Here is a 20,522-nt window from a genome sequence, read left to right as displayed (position 1 = left end):
CCTGCCCATGCCGGAGACAGCCCCCGCCAGCGTGCTCGTGATCGGCGCCGGCATTGTCGGCATGGCGCTCGCCTGGCGGCTGCGGCAATCCGGCGCCAGCGTCACCGTCGTGGACGCGGACCTGCCGGGGGAGGGTGGGGCCAGCTTCGGCAATGCCGGGGCGATCAGCGCCAGCTCCGTCGCGCCGCTGGCCATGCCGGGGCTGCTGCGCCAGGTGCCGCGCATGCTGTTCGACCGCCGGGCGCCGCTGCATGTCCCGGCCGGCTACTGGCTGCGCGCCGCGCCCTGGCTGGCGCGCTTCGTCGCCGCCGCCCGCCCCGCCGCCGTCACCCGCGCCACCGCCGCGCTGGACGCGCTGCTGCATCTGGCGACGGAGCAGCATCAGGCCCTGGCGCGGGAGATCGGCGCGCCGGAGCTGTTGCGGCCGCATGGCCAGCTCTACCTGTATCGGAACGAGACGCAGCTCGCGAAGGACAAGGCGAGCTGGGACATCCGCCAGGCGCATGGGGCGCGGCTGGAACGGCTGGACCGCGCCGGGATCGAGGCGCTGGAACCCTCGGTCGGCGCCGCCTATCAGCGCGCCATCTTCCTGCCGGACCACGCCCATTGCGCCTCTCCGCTGCGCTATGTGCGGGCGCTGGCGCAGGCCTTCCAGGCCGCCGGCGGCACCATCCTGCGCGACCGCATCACTGCATTGACCACCCGCGACGGCCGCATCAGCGGTGCCCAGGGGCAGAGCGGGCTGCATGCGGCGGAAGCGGTGGTGCTGGCGGCAGGCGCCTGGTCGGCGCGGCTGGCGGCGCCGCTCGGCTACCGCATCCCGCTGGAATCGCAGCGCGGCTACCATGTGGACCTGACGGAATCGGGCATCGCCCTGACCCGGCCGGTGATCCCGGCCGACCGCAAGGTCTTCATCACGCCGATGGAAGGTGCCCTGCGCGTCGCCGGCACGGTGGAATTCGGCGGGCTGGACCGCGTGCCGGACGCCACCCGCGCCAATCTGCTCTATGACGACCTCGCCGCCGTCTTCCCGGATGCGCGGGTGAAGCGTGCCGAGGGCTTCTGGATGGGCCATCGGCCCTGCCTGCCGGATTCGGTGCCGGTGATCGGCCCGGCGCAGCGGGTGCCGGGCCTGTTCTTCGCCTTCGGCCATGGCCATCTCGGCCTGACCGGTTCGGCGCCCACGGCGGAGATGCTGGCCCCCGCCGTGCTCGGCCGCCCAAGCAACCACGACCTCGCGCCCTATGCGGCGGAGCGTTTCGCCGGGGCGTGAGCTTTCACAACCCTCAGTCGTGCCGCAGGCACGCCAGAGGCGTGACGGGCGCGGCCTCCGGCCGCTTGGCTTCGTCGTGCCGAAGGCACGCCTGCGGCGTGACGCATAAGCGGCGGCGCGTCGGGGCAGTGCCCCGACCGGGACGCTCGGACCGGTCAGGAGACCGGTCCGCATGCAATCAGCCCAGCGCGGGCAACTTCGCCCGCGCATCGTGCCGGCCGAGCCGGGACAGCAGATACTCCACCTCATCCCGCGCGGTCGCCGACATCGCCGCGCCGGGGCGGCGCTGCGCGTCGGAGGCGATGATGCCGCGGCGCATCAGCACGTATTTCCGCACGGCGAGGCCGACGCCCGGCTGCAACTCGTAGCGGATCATCGGCAGATGCGCGTCGAACAGGTCCTGCGCCGCGTCGCGCTTCCCTTCCCGGGACAGGCGCACGATGTCCACCAGCATGTCGGGGAAGGCATAGCCGGTCATGGCGCCATCGGCGCCGCGCGCCATTTCGAAATCCAGGAAGATGCCGCCATTGCCGCAGAGGATGCTCAGCGGCCGCATCGAGCCTTCCGCCTGGAAGCGGCGCAGCGCGGTGATCTTCTCCAGCCCCGGCCAGTCCTCATGCTTCAGCATGACGCAGGAGGGCAGGTCCATGACGATGCGGCGGATCACCGTGGGCGTCATCTGCACCTGGAACAGCTGCGGATAGTCCTGCAGCACCCAGGGGATGTCGCTGCCGATCGCCTCCACCGCCTGGTGGAAATAGGCCACCACGGCATCGTCGTTCCGCAGATGGTTCGGTGGCGCGATCATCACCCCGGCGGCGCCGGCCTCCATCACGCCGCGCGCCAGGGCGCGCATCGCGGCGAAGCCCGGCGCGGTGACGCCGACGATGATGCCGGCCTTGCCGGCGCGGCTGATGATGCGGCGGCTGACGGCGAGGGATTCCGCGCCATCGAGCTTCGGCGCCTCACCCATCACGCCGAGGATGGTCATGCCATCGGCGCCCGCGGTGCCGAGGTAGAAATCGGTCATCCGGTCCAGGCTCGGCTCATCCAGCCGCCCATCCGGATGGAAGGGCGTGGGCGCGATGACGTAGACGCCCTTGGCGGTGACATCGAGTGGCATGGACCGGTTATCCTCCGAGAAGGCGCGGATCATCCCCGCGGCGCGGCGACCCGTAAAGCCCCGCGCCCGGCGCGGGAAGGCCTGGCCGCCGCGCTTTCGCCGCCCAGCCGCGCCACGATCTCCGTCATCAGGCTGCGCGCCGCGGGCGAAAGCTGCCGCGCGCGGGGGCTCAGCAGGCCGACCCGCCGCGTCAGCGCCGGGCGCAGCAGGCGCAGCGTGGTGAGGTTGGGCGGCATCGGCTCCGGCAGGGCGGAGGCGGGCAAAGCGATGATGCCGCAGCCGGCGGCGACCATGGCGAGCGCAGTGGCCAGGTGCCGCACCTCCACCCGCCAGGTGGTGTGCACCCGCGCCTGGTCCAGCGCGGCATCGACCAGGCGGCGATTCTCGCTGATGGCATGGGTGGAGACCATCTTCTCGTCCCGCAGCTCCGCCCAGGCGACGGCGCCGCGCTCCGCCAGCCGGTGGTCCTTCGGCAGCACCAGGAAGAAGGGTTCCTCGAACAGCGGCACGCGCTCCACATTCCAGCGCTCCGCGCCGATCGCGGCCAGGGCGAAGTCGATACGGTTCTGCTCCAGCATGGTGCGGATTTCGGTGGCGGAGCTTTCATGCACCACGACCTCCGACTGCGGCCAGCGCGCGCCATGGGCGGCCAGCAGCGGGCCGAGATGGCGCAGCGCCAGGGTCGGCAGGCAGCCGATTTCAATGCGCTGGCCCTGGTCCGGGTCCACCGCGCGGCGAATCGCCTCCCGCAGCCTGGCGATCGCCTCCTGCGCCTCGGGCAGCAGGGAGGTGCCGGCGGCAGTCAGGCGGATCGGCTGGGCACGGCGGTCCAGCAGCTCCGCCCCCGTCACCGCCTCCAGCCGCTGCAGGCGGCGGGTGAGGGCGGGCTGGCTGAGGCCGAGGCGGCTGGCGGCATGGCGGAAGGAGCCGAGCTCCGCCACGGCGATGAAGGCTTCCAGCCCGGGCAGGTCCAGATACATGGCCGGGATGATGCACCAGACGCATCACGTGGTCACCATATTGCATTGGACGTGGCGCGCTGGCGGGGCGAGAGTCGGGGCTGGAGGAAACAAGATGCCCGATACGCATGTCGACACCAGCGCCATGGCCGGTTGGATCGGCCGCCAGGAAGTGCTGGAGGATGAGGTGGCGCTGCCCATCGTCCGCCGCCTGGCCGCCCTGCTCGACCTCGACCCGCTGAGCTATCGCCGTGGCGACGCGCTGCCGGAGGGGTGGCATTCGGTGTTCTTCGCCCCGGTCGCGCGGCAGTCCCAGCTCGGCCCGGATGGCCACCCCCGCAAGGGCGACTTCCTGCCGCCAGTGCCGCTGCCGCGCCGCATGTTCGCCGGCCGTCGCCTGCGCTACCTGGCGCCGGTCACCATCGGCGCGGAAATCCGCCGCACCTCCACCATCGCCTCCATCACGCCGAAGACCGGCCGCACCGGCCAGATGATCTTTGTCCGTGTCGACCATGTGGTGGAGATGGACGGCAAGCCGGTGCTGACCGAGGCGCATGACATCGTGTACCGGGAGGAAGCCAAGCCCGGCGCCGGCGCGCCACCCAAGGCGGAGGCGAAGGTGGAACTGCCGCCGGCCGATGACAGCCAGGTCTATGCGCCGCAGACGGTCACGCTGTTCCGCTATTCCGCGCTGACCTATAACGGCCACCGCATCCATTACGACCAGCCCTATACGACGCAGGAGGAGGGCTATCCCGGCCTCGTCGTGAATGGCGGGCTGCATGCGCTGTATCTGCATGAGATGGCGCGGCGGAACCTGCCCGACGGCAAGCTGGGCCGCTTCTCCGTGCGCAATGTGAATCCCTTCTTCGTCGGCCGTGAGGGCGAGTTGCGCTGCAGCCGTGCGGCGGATGGCAGCCTTTCGCTCTGGGCGGTGAACGAGCAGGGCAAGATCGTCGCCCAGGCCGAAGCGGCCGCCGAACCGGGCGAGATGGTGTGAGCGACGCCCCGGCGAAGCGCGGCCCGCTGGCGGGCATTCGCGTTCTGGACTGCACCGGCGTGATCGTTGGCCCAACCTCGACGCTGCTGCTCGCCGTGCAGGGCGCCGAGGTCATCAAGGTGGAGCCGCCGGAGGGCGACCTGATGCGGCGGCTCGGTGGCAAGGCGCCGCCCGGCGCGCCCGGCATGTCGCCCAAGTTCATGCATTTCAACCGCAACAAGCGGTCCATCGTGCTCGACCTGAAGGCGCCGGAGGGGCAGGAGGTGATCCGCCGCCTGGCCGCCACCAGCGATGTCTTCGTCAGCAACATGCGGCCGCGCGCTTTGGCCTCGCTGGGCCTGACCTGGGAGGTGCTGTCGGCGCTGAACCCCCGCCTGGTGCATTGCACCATCGCGGGCTTTTCCAGCGGCGGCCCCTATGACGGCGCGCCGGCCTACGACACCATCATACAGGGCCTGTCCGGCGTCGCCGCCTGCCTGGAGGCGGTGATCGGCGAGCCGCGTTTCGCCCCGTTCGTCCTCACGGACCACATCGTCGGCATCATCGCCGCGCAATCCATCTGCGCCGCGCTGGTGGCGCGCGCGACGACCGGGGAGGGCCAGGCGATCGAGGTGCCGATGTTCGAGAATGCGGCGGCCTTCGTGCTGTCCGAACATCTCGGCCAGCGCACCTTCGACCCCGAGGGCAGCTTCGGCGACCCGCGCATCATGACGCCCGATGCGCGGCCGATGAAGACGAAGGACGGCTATATCTGCGTCTCCGCCAATACCGATCCGCAGGCGCGCGGATTCTTCGACGCCATCGGGCGGCCGGAATTGAAGGACGATCCGCGCTTTCGCAACGTCGCCGCGCGGCTGGCCAATGTCGCCGACTATTTCGCGCTGCGTGCCGAGGTGATGCTGGAACGCGACACCGCCGAATGGGTGGAACTGCTGCGCCAGCATGACGTGCCCGCCATGCCCTACCACACGCTGGCGAGCCTGCTGGACGATCCGCAACTGCGCGGATCAGGGGTGCTGACACAAGAAGAAGGGGAGGAACACATGCTGGGATTGCGACACGCAAACCGCTTCTCGGGCTCCGGACTGCCGGAGTCGCGACTGGCACCGCGCCAGGGCGAACATGCCGAGGCCATTCTGTCGGAACTGGGCTACGACGCCGCCGATCGTGCGCGGCTTCAGGGCAAGGAGATCGTGGCATGAACCGGCGTGACCTTCTGCTGGCCGCCGCCGGCACGCTGGCGACGCCGGCCCTGGCGCAGGCCCCCTGGCCGAGCCGCCCGATCCGCCTGATCGTGCCCTTCCCCCCCGGCGCGGCGAATGACACGCTCGGCCGCGCCATGGCCGACCAGCTCTCGCCCCGCCTCGGCCAGCCCGTGGTGGTGGAAAATCGCGGCGGCGCCGGCGGCACCATCGGGTCGGAGGCGGTCGCACGCGCCGCGGCCGATGGCTACACGCTGCTGCTCGGCCATATCGGCACGCTGGCGGTGAATGTCGCCATGTATCCGAACCTGACCTACAGCCCGGTGCGGGATTTCGCGCCGGTGGCGATGATCGCCACCACGCCCAACGTCCTCGTCGTGCATCCGCGCCAGCCCTATCAGGACATGCGCGGCATGTTCGACTATGCGAAGGCCAATCCGGGCAGGCTGCGCTACTGCACGGCGGGCAATGGCAGCGCCGGCCATACGGTGATGCTCGCCTTCCTGCATGAGACGAAGCTGGAGATGGAGCATGTGCCCTATCGCGGCCTCGGCCCGGCGCTGAACGACCTGGTGGCGGGGCATGTGGATCTGAGCTGGGGCGGCGCGCCCACGGTGATGCCGCTCGCCCGCCAGGGCCTGCTGCGGGCGCTGGGCGTCTCCAGCGGCCAGCGCGTGCCGAGCCTGCCGGATCTGCCGACGGCGGCGGAGACCGTGGCCCCCGGCTTCGACGCGGTGCCCTGGTATGGCATCGCGGCGCCCACCGGCACGCCGGCCGCCATCGTCAACCGGCTCAATGCCGAGATCAATGCGAGCCTGAACACGCCCGAGGTCTCGGCCCGGCTGCGACAGGATGGCGCGGAACCCTCCCCCACCACGCCGGAGGCCTTCGGCCAGTTGATCCAGCGCGAAGTCGCGCGCTGGAGCGAGCTGATCCGGGCCGCCGGCGTCACGGCGAACTGATGATGCACCAGACCCCCCGCGCCGCCATCTGGCGGTCCATGCTCTATGTGCCGGCCAATGTGCCGCGCTTCGTCGCCAAGGCGCCGGCCTCCGGCGCTGATGCCATCATTCTCGACCTGGAGGACAGCGTGCCGGTGGCGCAGAAGGCGGCGGCGCGGGAGGGGCTGGCGGAGGCGGTGGCCACCTGCCGCACCGGCCCCGCCGCCGTGCTGGTCCGCATCAACCGCCCGCTGCGCCTGGCGGTGCGGGACATCGAGGCCGCGGTCGCCTGCGGCGCGGATGGCATCCTGGTGACCAAGGCGATGGATGGCGGGCATGTCCGCCTGATCGCCGAGATCCTCGATGATCTGGAAGGCGCCACGCCGCGCTGCCGGCTGCTGCCGCTGATCGAAAGCGCGGCGGCGGTGGAGCGCATGGCGGAGATCGGCGCGGCCTCCCCGCGCGTCACCGCCTTGCTGGTGGGGGCGGAGGATCTGGCGGCCGAGATCGGCTGCACCTCCGACGACGAGGTGATGGTGGCGATCAAGCGCCGCATGGCCGTGGCCGCCGCGCAGGCGGGGGTGGCGGCGATGGGCACGCTGGGCTCCATCGCGGATTTCCGCGACCTGGAGAAGCTGCGCGACACCGTCGCGCGGTCCCGCCGCGCCGGCTTCACGGGCGGAAGCTGCATCCACCCGGCGGTGATCCCGATCCTCAACGAGGGCTTCGCACCCAGCGAGAAGGAGCTGGATCTCGCCCGCCGCCAGATCGCGGCGGCCGAGGCGGCGGAGGCGGAGGGGCGCGGCTCCTTCGAGGTGGATGGGCGCATGGTGGATGAGCCCATCCTGCGTCGCGCCCGGCGCATCCTGGCCGCGGCGCGCTGAAGGCGCGCCCCTTCAGAACTCCAGCAGGTTGTCGCGGAACTGTTCATGCGCATAGGCGCGGCGCACCAGGCCGCGCGCCTGCAGGGCCGGCACCAGCCCATCGGCGATCTCCGCCACGCTGCGCCGGCTGACATCGCCGAGGGAGAGCAGGAAGCCATCGCCGCCGGCTTCCTGCATCGCCTCCGCCATCTGGGATGCCACCGCATCCGGCGTGCCGGTCAGCTCCACCGATCCGGCATTGCCGCGATAGGCCAGCATCGCCTCCCGCAGGCTGCGCTTGCCGGCGACGCGCTTGAACTCATCAAGGGATTGCTGGTGGCCATTGGTGTGCAGCTCCAGCTGGTTCACCGGCGTGTCCAGGTCGTAGCGGCCGAAGTCGATATTCGTGATCTTGCCGAAATGCGCCAGCATCAGCGGCACCTGCGCCTCCGCCCGCGCCTTGCGCTGGCTGCGGCGAAGCTGCGCTTCCTCCATCGTCTCGCCGAGCGTGGGGGAGACCAGGAACAGGATCTTCACATGGTCGGGGTTGCGGCCCTGCGCCACGGCATGGGCGCGCACATCGTCACGATAGGACTTCATGGCGGCCGCCCCCTTCACGCCGGCCACCACCGTATCCGCATGCAGCGCCGCGAAGCGCTTGCCGCGCGGGCTGCCGCCGGCCTGGGCGATGACGGGGCGGCCCTGGAGGCAGGGTCCGGAATTCAGCGGGCCGCGCGTCTTGAACCACTGCCCCTCGAAGTTCGCCGCATGGACCTTCGTGTGGTCCACCAGCACGCCGCTGGCGGTATCGGCCAGGATCGCGCCCGGCTCCCAGCTGTCCCACAGCGCATTGACGGCGGCCATGTATTCATCGGCCATGTCGTAGCGCAGGTCATGTTCGGGCATCCCCGGCATGCCGTAGTTCATGGCGGCGAAATCGCTGCTGCCGGTCACCATGTTCCAGCCGATGCGGCCGGAGGAAACCTGGTCCAGCGTGGCCACCAGCCGCGCCAGCAGATAGGGCGGATAGGCGAAGGTGGACAGCGTCGGCACGATGCCGATGCGCTTCGTCGCGGCGGCCAGCAGCGTGGCCACCACGCTGGGGTCCTGGCGCGGCACGGACAGGCCATTGGCCAGGTAGATCTCCCGCGATCCGCCATAGCTTTCCCCGACATAGGAGCTGTCCTCGATCAGCACATAGTCGAAGCAGGCGCGTTCCAGCGCGCGGGCGATGTCGCAGAACAGGTCCGGCACCATCCAGTCGCGGCCGATCGCGCCGGTCCAGGGCTCACCCCAGGCCTGGACGGAGGAGCCCTGGAGGAACCAGCCGAGGTGGAACGGTCGCGTCATGGCAAGGGGTCTCGTCTGTGAAGGGAAGGGGTCAGGCCGCGGCCAGGTTCTCGCGCAGGGTGCGCCCGGCATAGGCGCCGCGGAACAGGCCCCGGCGTTGCAGTTCGGGCACCACCAGGCGGCAGACATCCTCGAACATGCGCGGGAAGACCGTGGGGAAGATGACGAAGCCGTCGCAGGCGCCGGCGGTGAACCAGGCCTCCATCTCATCGGCGATGCTCTGCGCGGTGCCGACCAGCAGGTTGCGCGGTCGCGCGGCGGCCTCGGCGAAGCTGATCTTTTCCTTCTGCATCAGTTGCAGCACGCGGTCCTGCGATCCGGTGATGCCCTGGTGGCCCTGCGCCGCCGCCACCGCCTCCGCCGTCCGGTGTTGCGACAGGTCGGCGCCGAGCAGCGCGGAATGCAGCATGGTCTGCGCCTCCGGCTCGATCAGCGATTGCAGGTAGGCGGCCTTCTCCCACGCGATCGCCATCGTCTCGCCCAGCACCATGGCGCAGCCGGGCAGCACCTTGCAGCCGTCCGGCGCGCGGTCGTGGTTCGCCATCCGCGCCCGGATGTCGTCGCGGAAGGCCAGCGCATCGGCCTGGCTGTGCGGCGTGCAGAACACCGCCTCCGCCCAGCGCGCGGCGAAATCCCGACCGCGATCGGAGGCCCCGGCCTGGAGCAGCACCGGCCGGCCCTGCGGCATGCGCGGCAGGCTCAGCGGGCCACGGGTGCTGACCCAGCGGCCCTTGAAATCGGCGTAGCGCACCTTGGCGGGGTCGATGAAGACGCCCTTCTCCCGGTCCATGACGAAAGGGTCCGGGTCCCAGCAGTTCCAAAGCGCGTCGCAGGCTTCCAGCACCTCATCCGCGCGGTCGTAGCGCTGCTCCTTCGGCGGGATGCTCTCCATGCCGAAGTTGCGCGCCTCCAGGTCGGTGGCGGAGGTCACGACATTCCAGGCCGCGCGCCCGCCGGTCAGGATGTCGAGCGAGGCCAGGCTGCGGGCCAGGTGGTAGGGGTGCTGGAAGGTGGTGGACAGCGTGGCACCGAGGCCGAGATGCCGCGTGACCCGGCCCATCACCGGCAGGACCGTCATCGGGTCGAGGTAGCTGATCTGCCCGCCCTTGCGCAGATAGGCGTCGAAATTGCCGCCATGGATGTCGGGCAGGCCGAAGGTGTCGGCGAAGAAGCAGGCATCGAAGCAGGCGGCTTCCAGCACGCGCGCGATATGCTCGTAGCGTTCGGGCGCGAGGATGTCGTGCAGGTCTGATTCGGGGTGTCGCCACGCGCCCGGATGGTTCGCGGTCGGCCCGGTCTTCAGATAGGCGACCAGGTGCATCCGCCGCCCTGTCATGGTGCGGAGGCGCCCGAAAAGGCGACGTCACGAAGCATGCAACCTCCACGAGCTGCGGGGGGTTTGCCGTCGGATTGTTCTGGCGCTTCGTGGCAGCTTGGCCGGGCCGCGCCTGCGGCGCAACCCGGGGCCGATCAGCCATACAGCGCGGAAAGCTGCTCCGGCGTCATGCTGAAAAGCTGGTCGCGGCTGAAGGGGGTTTCCTGCCGCGCGCGCAGCGCCGAAAGCTGCGCCGTGGTCACCGCCGCCACCTGGGCTGTGGACAGCGCCTGCACCGCCGTGGTGGTCAGGCCGAGGAAGGAGTCGGGCGCGATCGCCGCGACATCGGCGGTGGATAGCGCGGCGACCTGAGTCGCATCCATCGCCGCCAGCGCGGCCCCGGTCAGCGCCGCCATCTGCGCCGTGTCCAGCGCGCCGACCTGCGCCGGCCCCATGCCGCCGAGCTGCGTCGCGGTCAGCGCCGCCACCTGCGTCGTCGCCAGGGCGGCGATCTGGCTGGTGCCGAGGGCCAGGAACTGCTGCGGCCGCAGCGCCGCGATCTGCGTCGCGCCGAGCGCCGCCACCTGCGCCGTGCCGAGGCCCGATGTGCCGGAATAGGACAGCCCCGCCACCTGGCCCGTGCCCATCCCGGCCAGCACGGTGGTGGACAAAGCGGCGACCTGTGACGCGCCCAGCCCGCCGATCTGCGTCACGCTCAGCCCCTGCATGCGGGTGCCGAGCAGGTCGATCTGCACCGTGGTCAGCCCGGCCAAGGCGGGCGCCGCCAAGCCGCCGATCTGCGTGCTGGTCAGCGCCGCGAGGTCGGTGGCGGCCAGGGCCGCGATCTGGCTGGAGACCAGCCCGCCGATCTGGCGGGAGGACAGCTCCCCCAGCCGTCCCGCCGCCAGGCCCATATCCAGCCCGGCGATGCCGGTGGCGGAAAGCGCGGCGAGCTGTGTGCTGGCCAGCGCCGCGAGCTGCGTGGAATCCAGCGAAGCCACCTGCGCCGAGCCCAGCGCCGCCATCTGTGCCGTGCCGAGAACCGCCAGCCCCGTGGTGCCCAGCCCCGGCAGGGCCAGCCCGGCGGTGGCGGCAGGGGTCAGCGCGGCGAGTTGCGTGGTCGCCAGGAAGCCGATCTGGGTGGCGGAAAGGCTGGCGATCTGGGCGGAGCCCAGCCCGGCCACCTGGCTGGTCGCCAGCGCCGCGAATTGCGCCGAGTCCAGCGCCGCCACGCCGAGCCCGGCGAGGCCCGAGGCGCTCAGCGCCGCGAGCTGCGTGGTGGCCAGCGCGGCCACGCTGCTGCTGGACAGCGCGCCAAGCTGCGCCGAGCCCAGCGCCACGAGTTGCGTGCTGCCGAGCGCGTCGAAGGCGGTGCTGGACAGCCCGGCCAGCGCGGTGCCGGACAGGGCCGCCACCTGTGCCGTGCCCAGCGCCGCGACCTGCGTCGTGCCCCAGGCGCCGGCCGTCGCGGTGCCGAGCGCGGCGATGCCGGCGGTGGACAGCGCGGCCAGCGCCTCCGTCCCCAGCGCCGCGACGCGCGCGCCGTCCAACGCGCCCAGCTGCGTCGCGGTCAGGGCGGCGAGCTGGGTGGTGCCGAGGCTGGTGAGCTGGTCCGAGGCCGCGGCCAGCAGTTGCGCCGTGCCGAGGGCCGCCACCTGCGCCCCGGTCAGCGCGGCGAGGTTCGCACTGCCGATACCGGACAGCGCCGCGCTCTCCAGCCCCGGCAGCGCGGCGGGCGACAGCGCCGCCCATTGCCCGCTGGCCAGCCCGGCCAAAGCGGTGCTGGTCAGCGCCGCCACCTGGGTGGAGACCAGCCCCTGCAGCGCGCTGGTGGCCAGGGCGGCGATCTGTGTCGCGCCGAGTTGGCCGATCTGGCTGCTGCTCAGCGCCGCCAATTGCGCGCGCTTCAGCACCGCCGCCTGGTCGGTGGAGAGCACGGCGAGGTCCGCCGCCTCCAGCCCCATGATGCCGGCCGCCGTCAGCGCGCCGATCTGCGCCGTGCCCCAGAGCGCCGGCGCGCCATCCGGCAGCGCCTGCACCTGGTAGCGGTCCAGCGCCGCGACCTGGGTGCTGGTCAGCGCCGCCACCTGGCTGGTGGCGAAGGCGCTGAGCTGGGCGCTGCCGAGGCCCATCAATTGCAGCTTGCCCAGACCCTGCACCGCGAGGGCCTGCATCGCCTCCCCCTGCAGGCCGCCCAGCGCCGCGCCGGCGAGGCCCGCGACCTGGGTGGTCGACAGGGCGGCGATCTGCGTCGCGGCGAGCGCGGCAAGCTGCGTGCTGCCCAGCGCGCCGAGCTGCGCCGTGCCCAGCGCCGCCATCTGGCTGGTTCCGAGCGCCGCCAACTGGCCGCTACCCAACCCGGCCAGCGCCGCGCTGCTGAGCGCCGCGACCTGGCGCGTGCCCAGCGCCGCCAGGCTGGCGGTCGGCAGGGCGCCGATCTGCGTCGCGGTCAGGGCGCTGACCTGGCCCGTGGTCAGCGCCGCCAACCCGGTATCGCCCAGCGCCAGCAGCCCGGCGGTGCCAAGCCCTGGCAGGGCGCCGCGCGCCAGCGCCGCGATCTGGGTGGTGCCCAGCGCCGCGACATCCGCCGTGCCGAGCCCGGCCAGTTGCGCGGAGGTCAGCCCGCCCATCTGCGTCGTCGTCAGTGCCGCGATCCGGCTGCTGCCGAGCGCGCCAAGCTGGGTGGTGGTCAGCCCGCCAATGGCGGCGCGGGACAGGCCGGCCATGCGGTCCGGCGCCAGCCCGGTCAGCGTCGCCGTGCCCATGCCGGCGATCTGCGCCGGCTTCAGCGCGGCCAGTTGCGCAGTGCTGAAGGCAGCCCATTGCGCGGTGGAGAGCGCGTCGAAATCCGACCCATCCACCGCCGCGAGCGCCAGCGGCGTCAGCGCGGCGATCTGGGTGGTGGACAGCGCGGCCATCTGCTCCGCCGTCATGGCCTTCGCCTGCACGGCGCCGAGCGCGCGCATCTGCGCCGTGGTCAGCGCCGCCGCCTGGGTGGTGCCCAGCGCCTGCACCTGGCCCAGGCTCAGCATCGCCATGGCGGAGGCGGAGATGGCGGCGAGCTGGGACTGGTCCAGCGCCGCCAGCCCCTCCGGCTGCATCGCCGCCACCTGGCGCGCGGTGAAGCCGGCGATCTGGGTGCCGGACAGGGCACTCAGCGCCGTGCTGGACAGGCCGGCGACCTCGGCGCCGGAGAAGGTGGCGAGCTGCTTGGCATCCAGCGCGACGAGCTGGCTGGGGGCCAGGGCGGTGATCTGGCTGGCGGTCAGGGCGGTGGCCTGGCTGCGGCTCAGCGCGCCGATCTGCGTGCTCGCCAGGGCGGCGAGCTGCGCCGTGCCGAGGGCGGCGATGCCGGCATTGCTGACGCCGGCGAGCTGCGTCGTGGTCAGCGCCGCGATGGTCTCCGTGGCCAGGGCCGCCATCTGGGTCGGCCGCAGCGCCGCCATCTGGCCGCGCGTCAGCGCCGAGGTCTGCGTGGTGCCCAGTGCCGCCAGGGTGTCCGTGGGCAAGGCGGTCAGCGCCGCCGGCTTCAGCGCGGCCAGTTGCGTGGAGGCGAGCGCCGCCAGCCCCGCTGTGCCGAGCGCCGCCACCTGCGTGGCGCCCATTCCGCTGGCAGCCGAAGTGCCCAGCGCGCCAAGCTGGGTGCTGGCCAGGGCGGCGATCTGGGTGGTGGCGAGCGCCGCGACCTGCGTCGATTTCAGCGCCGCGAGCTGGGTGGTCGCCAGGGCTGCCAGCTGGGTGCTGGCCAGCCCGGCCAAGGCGAGCCCGGGCAGCCGGCCGATCACCTCCGGCTCCAGCATCCCGATCTGGGTCGTGGACAGGTTGGCCAGCACGCCGGCCAGGTGACGGGCATTGGCCGCGCTGGTCGTGGCGGTGATCTGCAAAGGAAGTCTCGGCCTTTTGTCCCAGCCTATCTTGCGGGGGCATTGGCTAACGGCCTGTGAAGCCCGGCGGCCTTGACCATGGGGCGGGCATGGTGCGAGGTCAGCCCGCAACCAGGGAGGCCGGCATGCGCAAGCTCGACATCATTTCCGACGCCATCTGCCCCTGGTGCTGGATCGGCAAGCGCAACCTGGATGCGGCGCTGGAACTGCTGGCGGCAGACGGGCTGCGCTTCGAGATCCGCTGGCGGCCCTTCCAGCTCAACCCCGAAATGCCGGCGGAGGGCGTGGCCCGGGCCGAATACCGCGCCCAAAAGTTCGGCTCGGAAAGCCGGGGGCGGGAGCTGGACGGCAATGTGGCGCAGGCCGGCCGCGCCGTCGGGCTGGATTTTCGGCACGAGCTGATGCTGCGCACCCCCAATACCGTCGCCGCCCATCGGGTGATCCGCATGGCGGAGGCGAGCGGCCTGCAGCACGCCGTGGTGGAGGCGCTGTTCCGCGGTTATTTCCAGGAAGGCCGCGATGTCGGCGATGCCGCGACGCTGGCCAAACTCGCCGGCGGCGCGGGGATGGACGCCGCGGCGGTGGCCGGGATGCTGGCCGGCGAGGCGCATCGGGCGGAGGTGCTGGCGGAGGATATGGCGGCGCGGCGCGGCGGCATTTCCGGCGTGCCCTCCTTCCTGATGGACCGCCATCTGCTGTTCAGCGGCGCCATGCCGGCCGAGCGCATGGCCGATGCCTTCCGGCAGGCGGATACCATCCTTTCGGAACGCGCCTCGGCGGCGTAGCCTGCCAGGCCATCAAGGGGGTTGCCGCGCATGGAATGGGTGCTGCTCGGGATTGTCGTCCTGCTGCTGCTGTGGCTGGTCGTCATCTACAACCGCCTGGTCTCGCTGCGGCAGGCCGTCGCCCAGGCCTGGGCGGATATCGAGGTGCAGCTCAAGCAGCGCCACGACCTGATCCCCAACCTGGTGGAGACGGTGAAGGGCTATGCCGCGCATGAACGCAGCACGCTGGAGGCGGTGATCGCCGCCCGCAACACCGCCGTCCGCGCCCAGGGGCCGGAACAGGCCAGCGCGGCGGAAGGCCAGCTCGGCGCCGCGCTCAGCCGGCTTTTCGCGCTGTCGGAGGCCTATCCGGACCTCAAGGCCAATACCAACTTCCTGTCGCTTCAGGGCGAGCTTTCCAATGTGGAGAACCTGCTGGCGGCCGCCCGGCGCTTCTTCAACAACAGCGTCGCGGAATACAACGCCTCCATCCAATCCATCCCGGCGGTGTTCTTCGCCGGCTCGCTGGGCTTCGGCCCGCGCGGCTTCTTCGAGCTGGATGAGAATGAGCGGGCAGCGACCAAGAACGCCCCCCAGGTGAAGTTCTGAAATAGTCTGAAATCGCCGCGCGGGGATGTTGCGGCATTCCTGCGCCGGGTCCGGCCCCCGGCCGCTTGGCGAGCCGTGCTCGCGGCGTCGCCCCGCCAGACGCGCCGGATAGGCAGGTTGATACCAGGGGAATGAGGCCATGCTGCCCACGCTGGGCTTGCGGACGCATATCTGGAACACCGGCCTGCGCACGCTGCTGCTGCTGGCCGGCTTCCCGGTGCTGCTGGCGATGATCACCTGGTCCGTCGCCCTGCTGCTGTCGGCGTCGGAGGCGGAGGATTTCAATCAGGGGCTGGCGCAATCCTTCCGGCTGCTGCCGGCGGCCTTCCCCATCGCGCTGCTGATCTCCGCCATCTGGTTCGCCATCGCCTGGTTCTCCAACCAATGGATCCTGGACATGGTCTCCGGCGCCCGCCCCGTGACACGGGCGCAGGAACCCGCGCTGTGGGACATGACGGAGGCGCTGGCCGTCAGCCGCGGCATGCGCATGCCGCGCCTCGCGGTGATCGAGACGGAGGCGCGCAACGCCTTCGCCAGCGGCCTGACGCGCGACAAGGGCGCGGTGACGGTGACGCGCGGGCTGATGCAGGCCCTCACGCCCCGCGAATTGCGCGCCGTGGTGGCGCATGAGCTGACCCATATCCGCAACGGCGATGCGCGGCTCGGCGTGGTCGCGGCGGTCTTCGCCGGCGTCATCTCCATGGTGGGGGAGGTGATGTGGCGCGGCGTCGGGCGCGGCGGCTTCCGGATGGCGCGCCGCCTGCCGCGCAGCTCCTCCGGCAACGGCAAGGGCAAGGGCGGCGCCATGCTGCTGGTGCTGCTGGCGCTGGCCGTGGCGGCGCTGGCCTGGGTGCTGTCCGTGGTTCTGCGCATGGCGCTGTCGCGCAACCGGGAATACCTGGCCGATGCCGGGGCGGTGGAGATGACGGCGGACCCCGACGCCATGGCCAGCGCGCTTCAGAAACTGGCGGGGGGGCGGGAGGCGATGGAGGGCATGCCCGGCCAGGTCCGCGCTTTGCTGCTGCATGACGGCGCCAACAGCCTCGGCCCGCGCTGGTTCGCCACCCATCCGCCGATCGAGGCGCGGATCGAGGCCCTGGTGCGCCATGCCGGCGCGCGCCCACCGCCGCCCGAGATTCCGCCGCCCGAGGCGCCGCCCCAGGCGGTTGCGATGGAAGACCCGGACGCCACCAGGGCGCCCTGGGTCACGCCCCCAGCAGCGCCCGCAGCCGACGCACCGCACTTCCCGGCGTCGTCACCACCGGCAATCCCGTGGTGGCGGATACGGCCTGGGCCGCCCGGGCCAGGCTGAACTGGCCGAGCAGGATCACGTTGCAGCCCGCGAGCTTCCGGGCCGCCTCCGCCGCCAGCCGGTCATGCGCCTCCGCATCGCCGGCATCGAGCGCGGCCAGCGCGCCTTCCGCCAGGCAGGGCACCACCTCCACGCCCGGCGGGAATTCCGGCGGCATGGAGGCAAGCGTGCCGGGGAAGGTGGCCAGCAGGCCGATGCGCCGGCCCATCGCTACCGCCTCCTCGATTGCCGCCTCATTCGGCTTCAGCACCGGGATCGGGGCCAGGTCCGCGGCCACCGCCGCGATGCAGGGGCCGAAGGCGGAGCAGGAGAACAGCACGCCATCGGCCCCGGTGCCGCGCGCATAGCGGCCGAGGGTGAGAAACCGCTCCGTCATCGCCGGCGTCAGCGCGCCATCCCGCGCCAGATCGGCCGAGAGGCTGTCATCCAGCAGGTTCATCAGCCGCGCCTCGGGCCAGAATTCGGCGAAGGCGGCCTCGATCGGCGGCGGCGAGTGCCGCAGGGCATGGATCAGCGCGATGCGCATGGCGGCGTTCAGTTCCCGACGCAGCGCTGGAGCGGGGAGGGGAATTCGGTGCAGTTCGGGAAGGCGATCTCATTCGGCCCGCGCCGCTCCACCCGCAGCGTGTTCGGCCCCGTGGCGCAACCGAAGCCGAGATCGGCCGGCAGGCGGGAGGCGAGCGGCCCGGTCGGCCCCTGCGCCGGGACGAAGCGGAATTCCAGCACATCCGGGCTGGCCTGGACCGTCTCGATGATCCGCTGGCGATAGGCGACGTCGAAGACGGAGGCGCGCAGCACCACATCCTTGGTGAAGATCACCGCGGGCTGGCCGGTGCAACTCGGCCCGCTGGTCGCGCCGGGCGGGTAGATGCCGCCGGTCCAGGACCCGAACACCCAGGCATGCGGCGGATCGCCCTGCTGCTGCGCCCCGGCGCTTCCGCCCAGGACCATCGCCGCCGCCGCCACCAGGACCCACTGTCGCATGCCGCGCTCCTTCATCAGTTGGTGGCAGCATAGCGCGGGGGAGGGGGGTGCGGCTATCGGTGTGGGGGTGGGGGTGGCGCGGTGTTGCTCGGGGGTGGGGAGGGGGCTGTTTCAGAGCAGGCCAGGAACGTTTCGATATGATCCGGGGTGGACCTTCAGGCGACACAACTCTTTCAGGCGGCGATGCGGTTCGTCCGCCTCACTCCCTGAAACGCAGCGCCTTCGCCAGCAGGGCGAAAGCCGGCGTGGGCTGACGTCGGCTCGGATAGTAGAGATGGTAGCCCGCAAAGGGCGGGCACCAATCGGCAAGCACGCGCACCAGTCGACCCTTTGCGAGGTGCGCGCGCGCCTGGTCCTCGAACACGTAGGCCAGACCCAGCCCCGCGAGGGCCGCCCTCAGCAGCGGGGGTGCCACGTTGAACACCAGCGGTCCTTCGGCGCGCACGCGGAGTTCGCGCCCGTCCTTTTCAAACTCCCAGGCGTAAACGCCGCCATGCGTCGGCAGGCGGATGTTGATGCAGGCGTGGCCGATCAGATCCTGTGGCGTCTTCGGTGGCGGCCTCCGCTCGAAATAGGCAGGCGCACCGACCACCGCCATGCGCAGCTCCGGCCCGATGCGCACCGCGACCATGTCCTTGCCCACCAGTTCCCCGATGCGGATGCCGGCGTCGAAGCGCCCGGCCGCGAGATCGGCGAGCGTATTGTCCACATGCACCTCGACCGTGATGTCCGGATAGGCTGGGAGCAGCCGCTCAAGCGCCGGCCACAGCACCGTCTCGGTCGCGTGCTCCCCCGCGGTGATGCGGATGGTGCCGGACGGCTTCTCCCGCAGGTCGCCGAGCGCGGCGAGTGCCGCCTCGATCCCGTCGAAGGCCGGGCCCAGCGCTCTCAGCAGGCGCTCACCGGCCTCGGTGGGGGCGACGCTGCGTGTCGTGCGGTTCAGCAGTCGGAGCCCAAGCCGCGCCTCCAGCCCGCGGAGCGTTTGGCTCAGCGCCGAGGGTGAAACGCCGAGCTGCGCCGCGGCGCGCGTAAAACTCCGCTCCTGGGCCACGGCGCGGAAGGCCTGGAGGTCATTCAGGTCGGCCTGCGGCATTATGAAGTCCTGCTTCAAGGTCCATGCGGATTCTACCGGCTAATCGCGCCGGACCGCACCTGTCATCTGTTCCGCCACCTGCAACAGGCATCGGGCCGTGGCCGGCCGCCGCCACGACGCGGCTCCATCCTGGAGAAGACCACATGCTGAAATCCATCATCGGGGCGGCGGTCCTGACCGCCTCCCTCTCGGCGGGACCCGCCACGGCCCAGGAGCGCATCCGGATATCGTCCGAGTGGGGCGAGGTCGTCGCCGAGCTTGCCGACAACGCCGCGACGCGCCGGCTCGTTCAGATGCTGCCGCTGTCGATCCCGATGCGCGACCACCTTCGGCAGGAGAAGACCGGCCGGCTGCCCGAGGCCCTGCCCTCGGCAGAACGGCAGGTGGACTTCGCGGCCGGAACCCTGGGTTTGTGGGGCGCGAGCGACTTCGTAGTCTACACCCGAAGCGGCCGCGTTCCATCACCCGGCATCATCGTGCTCGGCCGCGTCACCGGCGATGTCTCGATCTTCGACCGACCGGGCGCCGTCACCATCCGTGTCGAGCGCGGCCGGTGACGGCCATGGCTGCGCCGGGCCTGGCGCGTGATGACCGTGCCCACGGCATCGCATCCGACGCCCCGATGTCTGGTGCGGTCCCCGCCATGAAGCTGCGCGCAGGCGCGCTGATGGATTCAAACCCCATGCACCGCAAGGAGATACGCCGATGAATGACACCCTCGAAGGTCCGGAGCAGGCCCGCAACCCGGCTGGCGATCTCAGCCGCCGCGGCCTGCTGCACCTGACCGCCGCCCTGTCGATGCTCAACCTCCCCTCCGCAAAGGCCCAGGACATGTCGAACGGCGCCAACAACTTCTACACCAGCGACCGGGTGACCACGCAGAAAGTCGTCTTCAAGAACCAGTACCAGATGAACGTCGCAGGCAACCTCTTCACGCCCAACGGCCTCGACCGAAACGCGGCGACTCCGGCGATCGTGGTGGGGCATCCGATGGGCGCGGTGAAGGAGCAGAGCGCCAATCTCTACGCCACCAAGATGGCGGAGCAGGGTTTTGTGGCGATGTCCATCGACCTCCCTTTCTGGGGCGAGAGCGAGGGCCAACCCCGCAATCTGGTGGCGCCCGATGCCTATGCCGAGGCCTTCAGCGCCGCGGTGGACTTTCTCGGCACCCGGCCCTTCATCGACCGGAACCGGATCGGCGCGATCGGGGTCTGCGGCAGTGGCAGCTTCGTCGTCAGCGCCGCCAAGATCGACCCCCGCATGCGCGCCATCGCGACCGTCAGCATGTACGACATGGGTGCTGCCACCCGCGATGCGCTCAACAAGTCGCAGACGGTGGAGCAGCGCAAGCAGATCATCGCGGTGGCCGCCCAGCAGCGCTATGCGGAATTCGCCGGTGGCGAGACGCATTATACCGGCGGGACGGTGCATGCGCTGGCGGCGGACACCCACCCGGTCCAGCGCGAGTTCTACGACTTCTACCGCACACCGCGGGGTGAGTTCACGCCCGCGGGCGGGTCGCCGCTGCGCACGACGCATCCCACGCTGACCAGCAACGTCGGGTTCATGAACTTCTATCCGTTCAACGACATCGAGACGATCTCGCCGCGTCCGATGCTGTTCATCACGGGGGACCAGGCGCACTCGCGAGAGTTCAGCGAAGACGCCTACAGGCGCGCAGCGGAGCCGAAGGAGCTTCACTACGTGCCGGGTGCAGGACATGTGGACCTGTACGACAGGGTGGATCTCATCCCGTTCGAAAAGCTGGCGTCGTTCTTCCGGCAGCATATGGCCTGAAGCCCCGCCTGCGGGTGGCATTGCTCGGAAGGGCCGCCTCCGAGCCGCCGCCC

Annotated in this window: 18 protein-coding genes; 10 read left to right on the top strand and 8 right to left on the bottom strand. The window is 71.3% G+C overall.

Features of this window, described 5'->3' with window-relative positions; all coding sequences use genetic code 11:
* Positions 1 to 7: 7 nt before the first annotated feature.
* Positions 8 to 1,273 (top strand): NAD(P)/FAD-dependent oxidoreductase, encoded by a 1,266-nt coding sequence (locus JJQ90_RS03000; RefSeq protein WP_216872955.1) that lies wholly within the window; start codon positions 8 to 10, stop codon positions 1,271 to 1,273.
* A 178-nt stretch (positions 1,274 to 1,451) separates the two neighbouring features.
* On the opposite strand, the gene JJQ90_RS02995 is transcribed toward JJQ90_RS03000, so the two are convergent.
* Positions 1,452 to 2,396, bottom strand: coding sequence for a dihydrodipicolinate synthase family protein (locus JJQ90_RS02995; protein ID WP_216872954.1), 945 nt, complete (start codon positions 2,394 to 2,396; stop codon positions 1,452 to 1,454).
* A 29-nt stretch (positions 2,397 to 2,425) separates the two neighbouring features.
* Positions 2,426 to 3,376, bottom strand: coding sequence for a LysR family transcriptional regulator (locus tag JJQ90_RS02990; RefSeq protein WP_216872953.1), 951 nt, complete (start codon positions 3,374 to 3,376; stop codon positions 2,426 to 2,428).
* A 94-nt stretch (positions 3,377 to 3,470) separates the two neighbouring features.
* Here JJQ90_RS02990 and JJQ90_RS02985 point away from each other — a divergent pair, with 94 nt between their 5' ends.
* From JJQ90_RS02985 to JJQ90_RS02970, 4 genes are read left to right on the top strand one after another with little or no spacing between them, the layout of a single operon-like run.
* The gene (locus JJQ90_RS02985) at positions 3,471 to 4,355 is read left to right on the top strand and encodes an FAS1-like dehydratase domain-containing protein (RefSeq protein WP_216872952.1); all 885 of its coding nucleotides are present in this window, start codon (positions 3,471 to 3,473) and stop codon (positions 4,353 to 4,355) included.
* Positions 4,352 to 5,557 carry a CaiB/BaiF CoA transferase family protein gene (locus JJQ90_RS02980; RefSeq protein WP_216872951.1) on the top strand — a complete coding sequence of 402 codons (1,206 nt, stop codon included), beginning with the start codon at positions 4,352 to 4,354 and terminating at the stop codon, positions 5,555 to 5,557. Before JJQ90_RS02985 ends, JJQ90_RS02980 begins: the two co-directional genes overlap by 4 nt.
* Positions 5,554 to 6,519 carry a Bug family tripartite tricarboxylate transporter substrate binding protein gene (locus JJQ90_RS02975; protein ID WP_216872950.1) on the top strand — a complete coding sequence of 322 codons (966 nt, stop codon included), beginning with the start codon at positions 5,554 to 5,556 and terminating at the stop codon, positions 6,517 to 6,519. Before JJQ90_RS02980 ends, JJQ90_RS02975 begins: the two co-directional genes overlap by 4 nt.
* 2 nt (positions 6,520 to 6,521) lie before the next feature.
* Complete coding sequence (locus tag JJQ90_RS02970; protein WP_216872949.1) at positions 6,522 to 7,382, top strand: HpcH/HpaI aldolase/citrate lyase family protein; 861 nt, start codon at positions 6,522 to 6,524, stop codon at positions 7,380 to 7,382.
* 12 nt (positions 7,383 to 7,394) lie between these two features.
* Here JJQ90_RS02970 and JJQ90_RS02965 read toward each other — a convergent pair whose 3' ends face one another.
* The 3 genes from JJQ90_RS02965 to JJQ90_RS02955 all read right to left on the bottom strand — a co-directional run bounded on the left by JJQ90_RS02965 (position 7,395) and on the right by JJQ90_RS02955 (position 13,910).
* The gene (locus tag JJQ90_RS02965) at positions 7,395 to 8,711 is read right to left on the bottom strand and encodes an NtaA/DmoA family FMN-dependent monooxygenase (protein ID WP_216872948.1); all 1,317 of its coding nucleotides are present in this window, start codon (positions 8,709 to 8,711) and stop codon (positions 7,395 to 7,397) included.
* A gap of 31 nt (positions 8,712 to 8,742) precedes the next feature.
* Complete coding sequence (locus tag JJQ90_RS02960; protein ID WP_230410314.1) at positions 8,743 to 10,032, bottom strand: NtaA/DmoA family FMN-dependent monooxygenase; 1,290 nt, start codon at positions 10,030 to 10,032, stop codon at positions 8,743 to 8,745.
* Between the two features lie 149 nt (positions 10,033 to 10,181).
* Entirely contained in the window at positions 10,182 to 13,910 is a 3,729-nt protein-coding gene (locus JJQ90_RS02955; RefSeq protein WP_216872946.1) for a beta strand repeat-containing protein, read from the bottom strand.
* 125 nt (positions 13,911 to 14,035) lie between these two features.
* Between JJQ90_RS02955 and JJQ90_RS02950 the strand changes: the two genes are divergently transcribed.
* The 3 genes from JJQ90_RS02950 (at position 14,036) to JJQ90_RS02940 (ending at position 16,595) form a co-directional block, all read left to right on the top strand.
* Positions 14,036 to 14,695: a DsbA family oxidoreductase gene (locus JJQ90_RS02950; protein WP_216872945.1), complete on the top strand. Its 660-nt coding sequence runs from the start codon at positions 14,036 to 14,038 to the stop codon at positions 14,693 to 14,695.
* A gap of 30 nt (positions 14,696 to 14,725) precedes the next feature.
* Positions 14,726 to 15,283, top strand: coding sequence for a LemA family protein (locus JJQ90_RS02945; RefSeq protein ID WP_216872944.1), 558 nt, complete (start codon positions 14,726 to 14,728; stop codon positions 15,281 to 15,283).
* A gap of 139 nt (positions 15,284 to 15,422) precedes the next feature.
* Positions 15,423 to 16,595, top strand: coding sequence for a M48 family metalloprotease (locus JJQ90_RS02940; RefSeq protein WP_216872943.1), 1,173 nt, complete (start codon positions 15,423 to 15,425; stop codon positions 16,593 to 16,595).
* Here the strand turns inward: JJQ90_RS02940 and JJQ90_RS02935 are convergent.
* From JJQ90_RS02935 to JJQ90_RS02925, 3 genes are all read right to left on the bottom strand, one after another.
* The gene (locus JJQ90_RS02935) at positions 16,489 to 17,121 is read right to left on the bottom strand and encodes an aspartate/glutamate racemase family protein (protein WP_216872942.1); all 633 of its coding nucleotides are present in this window, start codon (positions 17,119 to 17,121) and stop codon (positions 16,489 to 16,491) included. The genes JJQ90_RS02940 and JJQ90_RS02935 overlap by 107 nt on opposite strands.
* A gap of 8 nt (positions 17,122 to 17,129) precedes the next feature.
* Positions 17,130 to 17,579, bottom strand: coding sequence for a hypothetical protein (locus tag JJQ90_RS02930; RefSeq protein ID WP_230410313.1), 450 nt, complete (start codon positions 17,577 to 17,579; stop codon positions 17,130 to 17,132).
* Between the two features lie 199 nt (positions 17,580 to 17,778).
* Positions 17,779 to 18,672: a LysR family transcriptional regulator gene (locus tag JJQ90_RS02925; protein ID WP_216872940.1), complete on the bottom strand. Its 894-nt coding sequence runs from the start codon at positions 18,670 to 18,672 to the stop codon at positions 17,779 to 17,781.
* 143 nt (positions 18,673 to 18,815) lie between these two features.
* On the opposite strand from JJQ90_RS02925, the gene JJQ90_RS02920 reads away from it, so the two are divergent.
* Both JJQ90_RS02920 and JJQ90_RS02915 read left to right on the top strand, forming a co-directional pair.
* Complete coding sequence (locus JJQ90_RS02920; RefSeq protein WP_216872939.1) at positions 18,816 to 19,229, top strand: cyclophilin-like fold protein; 414 nt, start codon at positions 18,816 to 18,818, stop codon at positions 19,227 to 19,229.
* 148 nt (positions 19,230 to 19,377) lie between these two features.
* Positions 19,378 to 20,469: an alpha/beta hydrolase gene (locus tag JJQ90_RS02915; protein ID WP_216872938.1), complete on the top strand. Its 1,092-nt coding sequence runs from the start codon at positions 19,378 to 19,380 to the stop codon at positions 20,467 to 20,469.
* The last annotated feature ends 53 nt before the right edge of the window (positions 20,470 to 20,522 follow it).

This window comes from Falsiroseomonas oleicola (assembly GCF_019029495.1).
Lineage (GTDB): Bacteria > Pseudomonadota > Alphaproteobacteria > Acetobacterales > Acetobacteraceae > Falsiroseomonas > Falsiroseomonas oleicola.
This window is presented reverse-complemented; position numbering and strand designations above follow the sequence as displayed.

Excerpts from the sequence above, each read along its gene's own strand:
- JJQ90_RS02960 (WP_230410314.1), bottom strand. The coding sequence starts at position 10,032 with ATGCACCTGGTCGCCTATCTGAAGACCGGGCCGACCGCGAACCATCCG.
- JJQ90_RS02995 (WP_216872954.1), bottom strand. The coding sequence starts at position 2,396 with ATGCCACTCGATGTCACCGCCAAGGGCGTCTACGTCATCGCGCCCACG.
- JJQ90_RS02915 (WP_216872938.1), top strand. The coding sequence starts at position 19,378 with ATGAATGACACCCTCGAAGGTCCGGAGCAGGCCCGCAACCCGGCTGGC.
- JJQ90_RS02925 (WP_216872940.1), bottom strand. The coding sequence starts at position 18,672 with ATGCCGCAGGCCGACCTGAATGACCTCCAGGCCTTCCGCGCCGTGGCC.
- JJQ90_RS02940 (WP_216872943.1), top strand. The coding sequence starts at position 15,423 with ATGCTGCCCACGCTGGGCTTGCGGACGCATATCTGGAACACCGGCCTG.
- JJQ90_RS02975 (WP_216872950.1), top strand. The coding sequence starts at position 5,554 with ATGAACCGGCGTGACCTTCTGCTGGCCGCCGCCGGCACGCTGGCGACG.
- JJQ90_RS02945 (WP_216872944.1), top strand. The coding sequence starts at position 14,726 with ATGGAATGGGTGCTGCTCGGGATTGTCGTCCTGCTGCTGCTGTGGCTG.
- JJQ90_RS02990 (WP_216872953.1), bottom strand. The coding sequence starts at position 3,376 with ATGTATCTGGACCTGCCCGGGCTGGAAGCCTTCATCGCCGTGGCGGAG.
- JJQ90_RS02985 (WP_216872952.1), top strand. The coding sequence starts at position 3,471 with ATGCCCGATACGCATGTCGACACCAGCGCCATGGCCGGTTGGATCGGC.
- JJQ90_RS02935 (WP_216872942.1), bottom strand. The coding sequence starts at position 17,121 with ATGCGCATCGCGCTGATCCATGCCCTGCGGCACTCGCCGCCGCCGATC.
- JJQ90_RS02950 (WP_216872945.1), top strand. The coding sequence starts at position 14,036 with ATGCGCAAGCTCGACATCATTTCCGACGCCATCTGCCCCTGGTGCTGG.
- JJQ90_RS03000 (WP_216872955.1), top strand. The coding sequence starts at position 8 with ATGCCGGAGACAGCCCCCGCCAGCGTGCTCGTGATCGGCGCCGGCATT.
- JJQ90_RS02930 (WP_230410313.1), bottom strand. The coding sequence starts at position 17,579 with ATGCGACAGTGGGTCCTGGTGGCGGCGGCGGCGATGGTCCTGGGCGGA.
- JJQ90_RS02920 (WP_216872939.1), top strand. The coding sequence starts at position 18,816 with ATGCTGAAATCCATCATCGGGGCGGCGGTCCTGACCGCCTCCCTCTCG.
- JJQ90_RS02965 (WP_216872948.1), bottom strand. The coding sequence starts at position 8,711 with ATGACGCGACCGTTCCACCTCGGCTGGTTCCTCCAGGGCTCCTCCGTC.
- JJQ90_RS02970 (WP_216872949.1), top strand. The coding sequence starts at position 6,522 with ATGCACCAGACCCCCCGCGCCGCCATCTGGCGGTCCATGCTCTATGTG.